A 12,864-nucleotide genomic window follows, 5' to 3' on the forward strand; every position below is an offset into this window, starting at 1 on the left:
CGTGTACTTAATTTTAGAATAGCTAATCGTCCATTTAAGTTCCATGTACAAAAAAAGCGACCAGTAAACTGGTCGCTTTTATGTTAACTGTTTTTTTTCCCAACATCACTTCACTCCTGCCAGCAGGTACAGCACAGCCATCCGCACAGCCACCCCATTCTCTACCTGATTTAGGATAATGGAATGTTCACTATCGGCAACATCTGAGTTGAGTTCTACCCCTCTATTGATGGGGCCTGGGTGCATGATGACGATTTCCTTATTTAACTGATCGAGAAGTTTCTTATCCACGCCGTAGTAAAGGGAATATTCGCGCAGGGAAGGGAAATATTTAATTTGCTGTCTTTCCAGCTGAATTCGCAGCACATTGGCCACATCGCACCACTCCAGGGCTTTTTTCACATCAAGCTCCACCTTCACGCCAAGACTGGAAATGTATTTTGGCAATAAGGTTATTGGTCCACAGACCATTACTTCTGCTCCTAATTTCTGTAGACAGAAAATATTGGAAAGTGCTACCCTTGAATGAAGGATATCACCTATGATGGCTACTTTTTTCCCTGCCACATCCCCCAATTTCTCACGGATGGAAAAAGCATCCAACAAGGCTTGGGTCGGATGTTCATGGGTACCATCCCCCGCATTGACAATATTGGCATCGATATTCTGTGAAAGAAAATGGGGAGCTCCTGGGCTACTATGGCGCATCACCACCATGTCTACCTTCATGGACAGGATGTTGTTCACCGTATCCACTAAGGTTTCCCCCTTCTTCACCGAGCTATTGCTGGAAGAAAAATTGATCACATCTGCTGAAAGCCGCTTCTCTGCCAATTCAAACGACAGCCTTGTTCGCGTAGAGTTTTCGAAAAACACATTGGCAATGGTGATATCACGTAGCGAAGGCACTTTTTTGATCGGTCTGTTAATAACCTCTTTGAAGTTATCCGCAGTTTCGAAAATCAGTTGGATATCCTGTTCATTCAGTCCTTTGATACCCAATAAATGTTTGGTACTTAGCTGTTGCATCCTTAGCTTTTAACTTCTTTTTCGGTTATCCAAATCGCATCCTTCTCAAATCCATTCAACGCCCACTCCACACTGACATACTGGCTTTCCAAGGTATTGACCTCTCTACCACAATAATCCGGTTTTATGGGATAATCACGTGTATATTTTCTATCTATGAGCACCATCAGTTCGACCTTTCTGGGTCTCCCAAAAGCGATCATGGCATCCATGGCGGCACGGGCAGACCGCCCCTTGAAAAGCACATCGTCCACCAACACCACATTCTTGTTTTCTATTAAAAAATCAATCTTTGTCTCATTGGCCTTTAGCGGGATATTTCTCCTGCGGAAATCATCTCTGTGAAAGGTAGCATCCAAATAACCGGACGGAACCTTTACCCCGCTGATTTCCTCTAACCGCTTCTCCAACCGATCCAACACCATCACGCCCCTGGGCTGCAATCCCAGGAGTACCGTATTGTCAAAGTCATCGTGATTTTCAATCAATTGGTAGCAGAACCGGTCCAGAATGATCGAAATTTGTTTTTGGTCTAAGACGAGTCTTTTTTGCATAACTGTGATTTGAGCACAAATATAGAAATAAATTATCAGCCTCGGCCGCTTCGAGGAGAGAAATCCAGGACAATGAACCTCCCATATCCATTGCCCTCTAATGGGCTAAACCCTCCTTCCTCATCCTTATTGCTCTTGAACATCTTCATGCATAAGGCTGGCATCCGCCCGGACCTTGGTCATAAAAAATACTTCTCTGATTTCTTCTTTCCCTGATTCATCCAAATACCTCACCCGCTGCTTGCCGGAGAGCAAAAAATAGTTGCTGTACCACCAGCTAAGCGAAAGACTTTCTCCTTGGGTGTCTTTGATCCGTTCATCTTCATTGATCAGGGCCAGGTCGATGGTTTCATTTTTCAGTTCGATCTCCCCATTATGAAGGTAGCTCAATTGCAGCTTTTCGTCTTCCAAGTAGAGATAATATAGGTTACTCCCATCAAAACTGACTTCTCCAAATTTACCGGGACTAGTAGTGGTAACATCCTTCAGGGACAGGGAATTATCCCACAGCAGCTTGCCCTCTCCATCCAGCAACAGAAACTGGGCAGCCATAAATTTATACTCATTATTGGACATCACGTCCGTACCGGGATAATACCACGGATATCCGCCAGGAACCACTCTGTTTCGCATACTCAGTGGGGCATAACGGTAAAAGTCACTGCTGTACATCATATCCCTAGGTGAAAATCTCCCCGAACTCGTCAGGTAGTAATCATTGTAGACCAAAAAATAATTTTTACCGGCCACTATTTCCCGGGTCACCAGGGTATTGGGAAGCACTAGATCCCTTTCCTTTTCTATATTCCTGGCCAGCTTTCTCTCCCTTCTCGCTTTTTGCTTTTCAGGGAGGTAATTATAAAAATGCTGAAAATCCGCCAAGGTCAAAAATTTATTTTCGTACTCACCAAACTCATTGATCCTTGAAAAATATACACCCATATTGGGATCACGTTTTCGTTGCCCGTAAGGACCTATAAGCACTTGGCTGTAATCATCCATAGGGGTAAGAATTCCCTCGACGATCTCCAGATCCGGTCGGTTTTCCGGCTCTACTTTTACTTCTCGGAGCTTATTACCCTCCAAATCAAACGTCATGATGGAAAGGCTCCTTTTCTTATAACGGTCCCGCTTGCTCACCAGCACATCAAACACCTTCAACTCCGGATCTTTCCTAAGCTGGAGGATACTCACTTCATTGGCATATACTCCCTGGACTGTAAGAACGCTGCCCGTTTCGGTATCCAACAGCTGAATGGCAGGGCGATAATCCATCACCCCCATCAAGATGGCCTTTTTGTCCATGATCAAAAACTCCTGAAGCTCCATTTCCAGGATATTGTCCAGCTTCACTTCCCTCACTTGGTGATTCCTCAGGTCTACCTCATAGACAATCTTCTCATTGGAATAGCTTTCCCCTTTCTGGAAAAGCGTGTAAAGGTATTCATCGTCCAGATCAAACCCGATCAGGTCAAAATAATCTTCCACAGGCACCTCATATACCTGCGAACCACGGAGGTCCCTGTCGGTAAAAAAATACTGGAGTCGCTGCTCTACACTGAATCCTTTTTTGGCTTTTGCCCGAAATGCAATGGTGCCCTCCCTGGTGGGCAAAACAAGATAATCGTGATCATCCCACTCTGATGGAACTTCTGCCCGGCTGACAAACTGCACCTGGGCACCGAGATAAACAGGCAAAACCGCCAGCAAAAAAAATAACCCTGAGATTTTATTCATTTCTATCCTCATCTTTCTAACTTGATTGTACCTTAAGATAAGGCTAAGTATTTTATTTTAAAACAATAATTACGGACATTTGTCCCTGTTACAAACCCAAACCGACAGAAGCTTTGGACAATAAAAACATCACCAAAATCCTTAAACTCACCTCTCAGCTGATGGAACTCCATGAGGTGAACGCCTTTAAGATAAGAAGTTATACTTCTGCCATCTATTCCATAGACCAAGGTAATATAAGCCTCGAAAAGCTGGACAGGGAAGCATTGCAGAAAATCAACGGCATTGGCAAAAGCATTGCCGAGGTCATTGTACAGTTACAGGAAACGGGCACACACGAATATTTGGAGGAACTGCTTAAGGACACGCCCAAAGGACTTTTGGAGGTTTTGGAAATCAAGGGACTGGGACCGAAAAAAATCAAAGTACTCTGGAAGGAGCTGAACATCACTTCTGTACACGAACTGCTCGAAGCCTGTCAGGCTGGAGAAGTGGCCAAAATAAAAGGTTTCGGCCAAAAGACACAGGAAAGCATCATCCAATCACTCGAATTCATGGCCTCCAACCAAGGCAAATGGCACTATGCAAACGTGGAAGGGCCCGTAGAAGCGCTCCATAAAGAACTGGTGTCATTTTTTGGCGAAGATGCTGTTTCCCTCACCGGGGCATATGCCCGTAAGAACGAAATCATCGAACAGGTGGAATGGCTCATCAAAAGTGAAGAACGTAAAGACGTCCTCGGAAAGCTCTCATCGCTGGACGCCCTCCACCAGGACAAAAAATCCTCAAGTCCCTTCACTTGGAGGGGAAAGCTTGGGGAGCGGGACTTAAGTGTAGTATTCTTTATCACTTCCCCTTCCACTTTTGTAAATGAACAATTGCTGCGCAGCTCAAGCCGCGCCCATTTGCTATCACCAATGGATGATGGAAAGCCACTAGGCAGCTTTTTCAAAGCTGGCAATTTTGATAGCCAGGAAGCGGCCTATAAAGATGCAGGGCTGGCATATGTCCTTCCTGAACTGCGAGAAGGACAGTTTGAAATCCCCCTTGCCAAAGAAAATAAGCTCCCTACCTTACTGGAAGAAAAAGACCTCAAAGGAATCCTGCACAATCACTCCACCTACAGTGACGGCAAACATACCTTAAAGGAAATGGCACAATATTGCCAAGAACTGGGCTATGAGTACCTGGGCATCTCCGACCACAGCAGAACAGCCATGTATGCTGGCGGACTGGATATCGATAAGGTGGCCCAGCAGCAAGAAGAAATCAACAGCCTCAACAAAGAAATGGCCCCCTTTAAGATTTTCAGTGGCATCGAAAGCGACATCCTTGTGGATGGTAGCCTTGATTACCCTGAAGAGGTGCTTGCTTCGTTTGACTTTATCGTTTCATCAATCCACAGCGGCCTGAGCATGACCCGAAAAAAAGCCACTGCCAGACTGATCAAAGCCATTGAGAATCCCTATACGACCATACTGGGACATCCCACCGGGCGTTTGCTGCTCAGAAGAGAAGGCTACCCTATAGACCATAAGGCCATCATCGATGCTTGTGCCGAGAACAATGTCGTCATCGAAATCAACGCCAACCCCTGGCGATTGGACCTGGACTGGAGGTGGGTCCATTATGCCATGGAAAAAGAAGTCATGCTCTCGATAAACCCTGATGCCCATGAAAAAAGTGGCTACTTTCATATGAAATACGGGGTGCTGACAGGCAGGAAAGGAGGACTGACCAAAGGGATGACACTAAATGCCATGAGCGGAGAAGAAATCGGTAAATACTTCGCTAAAAGAAAAGAAAAAATCAATAAATAACCACTTCTATGAGTTGGATGGATAAAGACCCCAGCACGCTACTTCAGCGATGTTTCGTCATTGGATTGATAGGCATCATCTTGTGTATCATCCCCCTGGTCAATATGGCCATGGCCGTTTTTGACCCGGCCAAGCTGGTCTTCCTCAACGGCTTTGGATTACTGGCGCAGTTAGTTGCTTTAAGCATTGCTGTTTATGTTATACGCATGAGAAAGATCGCCGAAGGCCCAAAGGACAAAGCAAAAAGCCTGATCATCGTACTGGCAGTGGCCGTGGTATTTTTTATACTACAATAGCGGCTAGTGACAAAAAGAAAAGGGAGCCTCCGAACAAGACTCCCTTCTCATTTAAAAAATGACTGAAATACTATGATTTTCTCACATTTATAGCGTTCAATCCTTTTTTTCCTTCTTTTACATCATAAGACACCTTGTCGTTTTGGACTACTTTTTCTACCAATCCTGTGGCATGGACAAAGACGTCACTCTGAGATTCGTCATCAATAATGAAACCGAATCCTTTGGCTTCATTATAAAATTTCACTTTTCCGGTAAGCATAATAATTAATTGTTAGTGGTTAAATGAACCAACAAACTATAAAATTCCACCTAAAAATCAAACTGATTTTTCGTATCTTTTAACCATGAAAAGTTTGATTATTTATAGACATGCCAAGTCATCATGGGACGATCCTTATATGAATGATCACCAAAGACCCCTTGCCATAAGGGGACTGAGAGACGCTCCACGAATGGCCCAAAGGCTAAAAAAACGAGGAATTTCACCGGATTATTTCATCTCTTCTGATGCTGAAAGAGCAAAGGTCACCGCATACATCACTGCAGAGAACCTGCACTTTCCCAAAAATAACGTTGAGCTCACTGCTGTCCTTTATCACGCCTCTGCCAGCTCTATTCTAAAGACCGTCCAGAATATCCCAAATGACAAACATGCCGCCCTGGTGTTTGGTCATAACCCTGGCTTCAATGAGCTCATCGAAACACTAGGGGGTGAAATCGACAACCTCCCCACCTGCGGACAGTTTGGGTTTATATTCGAGGTGGATGATTGGGAAGCCATTGGCCCCGAAAATGCTACTGTCTGGTTTGTGGATTACCCAAAAAAATAAATGGATGTTCTCAGTGCTACTTTGCCTTAAGTCTCTGGAAATCAATAACGCCTAAAACTTCCTTACATCCTGCAAGACATCGACAAATTCCTCCTCATGCTCCAGTAAATGCATCACCTTTTTGGCCACTGCATCTGGAGAGGTCAGTTCTTGGTTTTCCTTAAAGGACTTGAACTTATTTAAATTACTAAAATCCTCCTCTTTAGCAGATCTGATATCGGCTTGCATGGGGGTGTCGACAATACCAGGAGACAGGGCATAATAACGAATACCGTAGCCCTTAAGGTCACTTTCTTCTTGTGCCACGCCGGTCAGCCGGTTTAGTGCTGCTTTGGAACTGCAATAACCAGACCAGCCATCCATATTTTTCTCTGCGGCTCCTGAAGAGATGTTCACAACAGTTTTTTTCAACGCTCCACTGGCAAACCTATGGACAAATGCATTCATCAATATCGCCGGAGCGACGACATTGACGGCATGGATTTTGGCTATACCCGCTGGATCCAAACGGCCAATGGGTGCAATCTCCCCTATCCAGCCTGCATTGTTGATCATTACGGCTTTTTCATAATTTCCCTCTGGAAAGAGTTCTTCTAACTTACTGGACAACTCCTCCGAATTGGCAAGGTCAAGCGTAAGGTGCTTAAAATTGCCTGCACCTTTCATCGGCGAACGGGAAACCCCTACCACCATATTTTCCGCATCCGCCAAGAGCACCTCCAAAAGTGCTTTGCCTACTCCTTTGCTACATCCAGTTAAGATGAATAGATTTTTCATTCCTAGGGGTATTTTCAAAATGGAGATTGTCCCAAAAGAATTCGTCATGGCCACAAAGAGATGCCTATGGCAAGCGCGCGATGAAGCTCAGAAGCAGCTACCTACCGTATATTTTACAGTGAACGTACGCTGAGATCACTTCGCCTTGCTCGTGATAACGGAATTTATGAGACAACCTCCATTCTATTTACAGAATATATTGTGATAAATCCTTGTTTTGTGCCAGCGAACTCAATCGCTCACCGACCATCTCCTTGGTCACCATGATCTTGGCATTGGCCTCGATGGTGTCCGGTACGTCAAATAAGAAGTCATTGAGCAAATGGCTCATCACCGTATGTAACCTCCTGGCGCCAATATTCTCCACCTCTTCATTGATCTTAAAGGCGACCCGTGCAATTTCCTCAATGGCATCATCGGTATATTCCAGCGACACATCTTCGGCTTCAAAAAGGGCTTGATATTGCTTGGTCAATGCATTTTTAGGTTCTCTTAGGATTCGGCTGAAATCCTCTTGTGTCAAACTGTCCAATTCTACCCGGATCGGAAAACGTCCTTGCAATTCAGGAATCAGATCGGACGGCTTGCTGACATGAAAAGCACCTGCCGCTATAAACAGCACGTGGTCAGTATGTACCAATCCATACTTGGTATTGACGGCACTACCCTCCACTATTGGAAGCAAATCCCGCTGCACGCCTTCTCTACTGACATCAGGGCCACTTCCGCTCTTACCGCTCTTGGCCACCTTGTCGATCTCATCGATAAAAATGATGCCGTTATTCTCTGCCAAATGGATGGCCTCATCTTTCACTTCATCGAAGTCGATCAATTTGGAAGCCTCTTCTTCCATCAATATTTTTCTGGCTTCGGCGATGGTTACCTTACGCTTCTTGGTCTTTTTGGGCATCATCCCATTGAGCATGTCCTGAAGTCCTGCCATGCTGGCGTCATCCATCATGCCATTACCGATCATGCCCACTCCTACGTTATTTGACTGTTTGACATTGATCTCTACTTTTCGCTCCTCCAGCTCTCCATTTCTGAGCTTTTCCCTGAACCTTTCCCGGGTCTTTTCATTGAGCTCTTGCTCAGAGGCCTTTTCAGGATCAAAATCCCCATTGCTTGAAGTTGTTGTGGTGCGGCTGGTGCTGAATCCTGGTGATTTCACCGGTGGAATCAAAATATCCAACAGGACATCTTCCACATTTTCGGCGGCCTTTTCCTTAACTTCTTCATTTTTGGATTCTTTTACCAAATTGATGGATTGCTCGACCAAGTCCCTGACCATGCTCTCCACATCTCTCCCTACGTAACCTACCTCTGTGAACTTGGATGCTTCCACCTTGGTGAATGGAGCATTGGCCACTTTGGCCAGCCTACGGGCGATCTCGGTCTTCCCCACACCTGTAGAACCGATCATCAGGATATTATTGGGAACGATATCCTTCTGCAGGTCACTTTTGACCATCATCCTTCTGATCCGGTTTCGCAGGGCTATGGCCACATTTCTCTTGGCATCCCGCTGACCGATGATGTATTTGTCCAGTTCGTGGACTATTTGTTTTGGTGTCAAATGATTAATTTCTTTCATAAATTGTCTTGGTCAAGAAATCAGGTTTTGATTTCATGGTTAACATTTATTTTGTTTACCGCACTACCTCATAAAACATTTAGGTCAAGGTATAGTTCAAACGAACAGGCACTTCGGTTCATTGTCAATCTATCGGCAACTAAAAGTAAATCGGCGGGAACTGATGAGTTGTCCCGCCGAAAGGTTATTATCAGGCTTGTACTGATTTATGGTTTTCATCGAAGGTGAATTTCACCGGGTTTTCCACTTTTTGGTTTAGCAGCGCCAGGTCCAGCACTTCATTTACATTGTCCACAAAATGGAAATTCACCCCTTTCACATAACGCTCGTGTATTTCTTCAATGTCTTTTTGATTACGCTTGCAAAGGATTATATCCTTAATCCCTGCCCTTTTGGCGGCAAGGATTTTTTCCTTAATTCCTCCCACGGGCATCACTTTGCCACGAAGGGTGATCTCACCGGTCATGGCGAGTTTGGCTTTCACTTTTCGCTGCGTGTACAGAGAAGCCAAGGCGGTCAGCATGGTGATACCAGCTGACGGGCCGTCCTTAGGCACTGCACCAGCTGGTACGTGGACGTGCAGGTCATACTGGTCAAATACCCTACTGTCAATATTCAACTGATCGGCCTTGGACCTTAGATAGGACATGGCGGTCATTGCTGATTCCTTCATCACATCTCCCAACTGCCCGGACAGCGTAAGTTTACCCTTTCCTTTGCTAAGCGAAGATTCCACAAAAAGAATCTCCCCGCCCACGGAGGTCCAGGCCAGACCGGTCACTACGCCGGCTACACTGTTGTCCTGGTACATTTCCTTGTCAAACATCTCGCCACCAAGAATCTTTCTTACCATCTCGGCCGTAATCCTTTTCTGGTAATCCTCTTCCATCGCAATGGACTTGGCCACATTTCTGATTACCGTACCGACCTGTCGTTCAAGGCTACGTACACCGGATTCCCGGGTATACCCTTCGATGATTTTAACAATAGCTGCCTTGTCAAAACTGATATCCCTGGCCTTCAGCCCATGCTCTTTACGCTGCTTTGGTATCAAGTGTTTTTTGGCAATTTCCACCTTTTCTTCCATGGTATAGCCGGTTACTTCGATCACCTCCATTCGGTCCCGGAGGGCCGGCTGAATGCTTTCCAGCGAATTGGCAGTAGCGATGAACAGTACCTTGGAAAGGTCATATTCCACTTCAAGGTAATTGTCCACAAAAGCATTGTTCTGCTCGGGATCCAGCACCTCCAAAAATGCGGAGGAAGGGTCACCCCTGAAGTCTGCGCTTAATTTATCTATTTCATCCAACACATAGACAGGATTGGATGTCTGTACTTTTTTCATGTTTTGGATCACCTTACCGGGCATGGCTCCCACATAGGTTTTCCGGTGGCCACGGATCTCAGCCTCATCGTGCATCCCCCCAAGGGACATCCTGATGTATTTCCTTCCCAAGGCTTTTGCCACAGACTTGCCCAAAGAAGTCTTACCCACCCCAGGAGGGCCATACAAACAAAGGATCGGGCCTTTAAGGTCATTTTTAAGCTTGAGCACGGCCAGGTATTCGATGATCCTCTCCTTTACTTTTTCCAGGCCATGGTGGTCCTTGTCCAAAATCTCCTTGGCCCGCTTCAGGTCAAAATTATCCGTGGTAAATTCATTCCATGGCAAATCCACCATCAATTCCGCATAGTTCAATGCTATAGGATACTCTGCTGCCGAAGGGTTGACGCGGAGGATCTTGTCCAGCTCTTTTTCAAAGTGCTTGGCCACCTCTTCCGGCCAATTTTTCCTTCTACCCTTCAGGCGAAGTTCTTCTACTTCCTTTTCGGGGCCTTCCTCACCCAGTTCGGTCTGAAGCACTTTCATCTGCTGGCGCAGGAAATAATCCCGCTGTTGCTGGTCAATATCAGTATGGACCTTTTTGTGAATCTCGCTCTTCAGCTCAAGCATCTGGATATCCTTCATCATAAACTCCAGCAGCAATGTCGCCCTGTCCAGGCCGTCGTTGATCTCAAGCAGCTTCTGCTTGGCCTCTACCGGGGCATTGATGTTTGAGGAAAGAAAATGGGTCAGAAATGCCGTATTGTCTATGTTATCCAAGGCTACCTGAGCCTCTCTTGGGATTTCAGGGTTGAGCTGAAGGATTTTGGCAGCCGCCTCCTTCAGCGACTCTTCAAGGGCTGTAATCTGCTTGTTGCCTTCGGGGAAGGTTTCATCCAGATAATCTACCTTAGCTTGAAAATAAGGTTCTTCTGTAATCGTCTCACGGATCTTAAAACGCTTCTTTCCCTGAATGATAATCGTCGTATTGCCATCGGGCAAGACGATCATTTTAATGATTTTGGCAATGGTACCGACATGGTAGATATCATCCCATCCCGGATCATCGTTGTTCGGATTGGTCTGTGCACAGACTCCGATCATCTTATCACCTTTGTGGGCTTTTTTTACCAACTTGATAGATCGCTCCCTGCCCACCGTAATGGGGATCACTACCCCTGGAAACAGCACGGTGTTCCGCACCGATAGGATAGGAATATCTTCAGCATAATTTTCAAGTTGCGCCTGCTCATCTTCCTCATCATCTGTGATCAGCTGAATCAAATCCCCTTCGCCTGCAAAATCACCCACGATCAAAGATTGATATAAGGAACTGTCATTTTTCTTCATATATACAGAATGACTGTTATTTTGTCATAGTTAAATTTACAATATAAGAATGACCTTTCTACTTTTAAAGGCCTATCTATTCAACTCAATGGACATGCCAATAAAAAAAAAGGTACAAATTGGCAGGTTACCATATTACCAGAAGGACAATACCCCGGCAGCAATACAACACAAAAAAGGGCAAAAATGATTTTGCCCTTTTTGTACTTTCACGCCTAAAGGAAAATCTATCAACTTCCTGTAAATAGTTTTAAAATATCATTTCCTATTGCAAACACCATCAAGGCCAACAACAACACCATGCCGACCTTTTGGGCGTTTTCGAGGAATTTTTCGGAAGGACTCCTTCCGGAAATCATTTCATAAAGCAAGAATACCACATGGCCACCGTCCAGGGCAGGAATCGGCAGAAGGTTCATAAAGGCCAGGATCATGGAGATCAATCCGGTAATGCTCCAGAACTTCACCCAGTCCCAGCGGCTTCCATAAATCTTTGCCATGCCGATCGGACCACTGACATTTCTGGTGGACACTTCACCGGTAAACATCTTACCCAGGGCCCTGGCATTGACGATCACCACACTGAAGGCTTTTTCTGTTCCTTTAAAAATGGATTCATTAAGGCTATATTTCTTTTTGACCGGCTCGATAAGGTGATTTACATGAATGCCTATTATGCCATCATCAGGAACAGTGATGTTTCCTTCCATCCTTCTTCCATTGCGCTCATAGGCCAACGAAATAGGCTCGCCTGCAAGTCCCTCCAGTTTTCGGTGAAAATCATTAAAATACCTCACACGCTCTCCATTAAGGGCCACTATTTTATCGCCATTCTGAAGCCCCAATTGGGCGGCTGGTGTGCCTTCCATGGTCTCATCCACGGTAAACGGCAGCCCAATGTCAATAAAATTGGACATGGCTTCCTGACTGGAAAAAGAGTTGATAAAGCCTCTTGGGATATCAATCTGAATGATTTCACCATCCCGCTCCACGGTATAATAACCATTTTCGCTCAGCAACACATCTCCACTTGACAAATCGGAAAGACTTTGGTAAGTATGACCATTGACATCCAGTACCTTATCACCATCCTGAAAGCCGATCTGCTTACCGATATCGTAGGCCACGATGCCATGTTCGATCACTTGGTCCCTTGAGAAATAGGTCTCTCCACGATCATAGGTCAGTGCGATAAAAATCAGCACCCCTGTGATCACATTGACGATAATACCTCCCAACATCACAATCAGACGCTGCCAAGCTGGCTTCGCCCTGAATTCCCAAGGCTGGGGTTCGGAAGAAAGCTGTTCGGTATCCATGGACTCATCGACCATCCCTGAAATCTTCACAAAACCACCTAAAGGAATGGCGCCCAGTGAATATTCGGTTTCCCCATATTTAAACCCAATGATTTTGGGAGGAAATCCTATAGAAAACTTCTCCACACGCATCCCGAACATTTTGGCAGCCAGCATGTGGCCTCCTTCGTGCAAGCCCACCAAAATAGATAGTCCCAGCAAAAGCTGGCCTACCATAATCAAAGTATCCAT

The 12,864-nt window shown here is 45.4% G+C and carries 11 protein-coding genes; 3 read left to right on the forward strand and 8 right to left on the reverse strand.

The features are described 5' to 3' along the window. Nucleotides 1-105: 105 nt before the first annotated feature. From FKX85_RS21245 to FKX85_RS21255, 3 genes are all read right to left on the reverse strand, one after another. Entirely contained in the window at nt 106-1,029 is a 924-nt protein-coding gene (locus tag FKX85_RS21245; RefSeq protein ID WP_141616632.1) for an aspartate carbamoyltransferase catalytic subunit, read from the reverse strand. Between the two features lie 2 nt (nt 1,030-1,031). Beyond that, on the reverse strand, nt 1,032-1,583 hold the full coding sequence (gene pyrR, locus FKX85_RS21250; RefSeq protein ID WP_141616633.1) for a bifunctional pyr operon transcriptional regulator/uracil phosphoribosyltransferase PyrR: 552 nt from the start codon (nt 1,581-1,583) through the stop codon (nt 1,032-1,034). 126 nt (nt 1,584-1,709) lie between these two features. Further along, the gene (locus FKX85_RS21255) at nt 1,710-3,320 is read right to left on the reverse strand and encodes a transcriptional regulator (RefSeq protein ID WP_229239721.1); all 1,611 of its coding nucleotides are present in this window, start codon (nt 3,318-3,320) and stop codon (nt 1,710-1,712) included. Between the two features lie 113 nt (nt 3,321-3,433). On the opposite strand from FKX85_RS21255, the gene FKX85_RS21260 reads away from it, so the two are divergent. Then, a complete protein-coding gene (locus FKX85_RS21260; protein ID WP_141616635.1) occupies nt 3,434-5,140 on the forward strand; it encodes a DNA polymerase/3'-5' exonuclease PolX in 1,707 nt (568 codons plus the stop codon). 8 nt (nt 5,141-5,148) lie between these two features. Then, complete coding sequence (locus FKX85_RS21265; protein ID WP_141616636.1) at nt 5,149-5,436, forward strand: hypothetical protein; 288 nt, start codon at nt 5,149-5,151, stop codon at nt 5,434-5,436. Nucleotides 5,437-5,506: 70 nt separating this feature from the next. On the opposite strand, the gene FKX85_RS21270 is transcribed toward FKX85_RS21265, so the two are convergent. Further along, nucleotides 5,507-5,698 (reverse strand): cold-shock protein, encoded by a 192-nt coding sequence (locus FKX85_RS21270; protein ID WP_141616637.1) that lies wholly within the window; start codon nt 5,696-5,698, stop codon nt 5,507-5,509. Nucleotides 5,699-5,783: 85 nt separating this feature from the next. On the opposite strand from FKX85_RS21270, the gene FKX85_RS21275 reads away from it, so the two are divergent. Further along, entirely contained in the window at nt 5,784-6,269 is a 486-nt protein-coding gene (locus tag FKX85_RS21275; protein WP_141616638.1) for a SixA phosphatase family protein, read from the forward strand. Nucleotides 6,270-6,320: 51 nt separating this feature from the next. On the opposite strand, the gene FKX85_RS21280 is transcribed toward FKX85_RS21275, so the two are convergent. The 4 genes from FKX85_RS21280 to rseP form a co-directional block, all read right to left on the reverse strand. After that, a complete protein-coding gene (locus FKX85_RS21280) occupies nt 6,321-7,046 on the reverse strand; it encodes an SDR family NAD(P)-dependent oxidoreductase (protein WP_141616639.1) in 726 nt (241 codons plus the stop codon). A gap of 187 nt (nt 7,047-7,233) precedes the next feature. Further along, nucleotides 7,234-8,640 (reverse strand): ATP-dependent protease ATPase subunit HslU, encoded by a 1,407-nt coding sequence (gene hslU, locus FKX85_RS21285; RefSeq protein WP_141616640.1) that lies wholly within the window; start codon nt 8,638-8,640, stop codon nt 7,234-7,236. A gap of 190 nt (nt 8,641-8,830) precedes the next feature. Then, entirely contained in the window at nt 8,831-11,314 is a 2,484-nt protein-coding gene (gene lon / locus FKX85_RS21290) for an endopeptidase La (protein WP_141616641.1), read from the reverse strand. A 230-nt stretch (nt 11,315-11,544) separates the two neighbouring features. Next, a complete protein-coding gene (gene rseP / locus FKX85_RS21295; RefSeq protein ID WP_141616642.1) occupies nt 11,545-12,864 on the reverse strand; it encodes an RIP metalloprotease RseP in 1,320 nt (439 codons plus the stop codon).

Origin of the sequence: Echinicola soli (assembly GCF_006575665.1) — a bacterium.
GTDB lineage: Bacteria > Bacteroidota > Bacteroidia > Cytophagales > Cyclobacteriaceae > Echinicola > Echinicola soli.

What these genes read in the sequence shown, in the direction of transcription:
- pyrR (WP_141616633.1), bottom strand. Translation starts at nt 1,583, where the DNA reads ATGCAAAAAAGACTCGTCTTAGACCAAAAACAAATTTCGATCATTCTG.
- rseP (WP_141616642.1), bottom strand. Translation starts at nt 12,864, where the DNA reads ATGGATACTTTGATTATGGTAGGCCAGCTTTTGCTGGGACTATCTATT.
- FKX85_RS21265 (WP_141616636.1), top strand. Translation starts at nt 5,149, where the DNA reads ATGAGTTGGATGGATAAAGACCCCAGCACGCTACTTCAGCGATGTTTC.
- FKX85_RS21280 (WP_141616639.1), bottom strand. Translation starts at nt 7,046, where the DNA reads ATGAAAAATCTATTCATCTTAACTGGATGTAGCAAAGGAGTAGGCAAA.
- FKX85_RS21245 (WP_141616632.1), bottom strand. Translation starts at nt 1,029, where the DNA reads ATGCAACAGCTAAGTACCAAACATTTATTGGGTATCAAAGGACTGAAT.
- FKX85_RS21270 (WP_141616637.1), bottom strand. Translation starts at nt 5,698, where the DNA reads ATGCTTACCGGAAAAGTGAAATTTTATAATGAAGCCAAAGGATTCGGT.
- lon (WP_141616641.1), bottom strand. Translation starts at nt 11,314, where the DNA reads ATGAAGAAAAATGACAGTTCCTTATATCAATCTTTGATCGTGGGTGAT.
- FKX85_RS21275 (WP_141616638.1), top strand. Translation starts at nt 5,784, where the DNA reads ATGAAAAGTTTGATTATTTATAGACATGCCAAGTCATCATGGGACGAT.
- hslU (WP_141616640.1), bottom strand. Translation starts at nt 8,640, where the DNA reads ATGAAAGAAATTAATCATTTGACACCAAAACAAATAGTCCACGAACTG.
- FKX85_RS21255 (WP_229239721.1), bottom strand. Translation starts at nt 3,320, where the DNA reads ATGAATAAAATCTCAGGGTTATTTTTTTTGCTGGCGGTTTTGCCTGTT.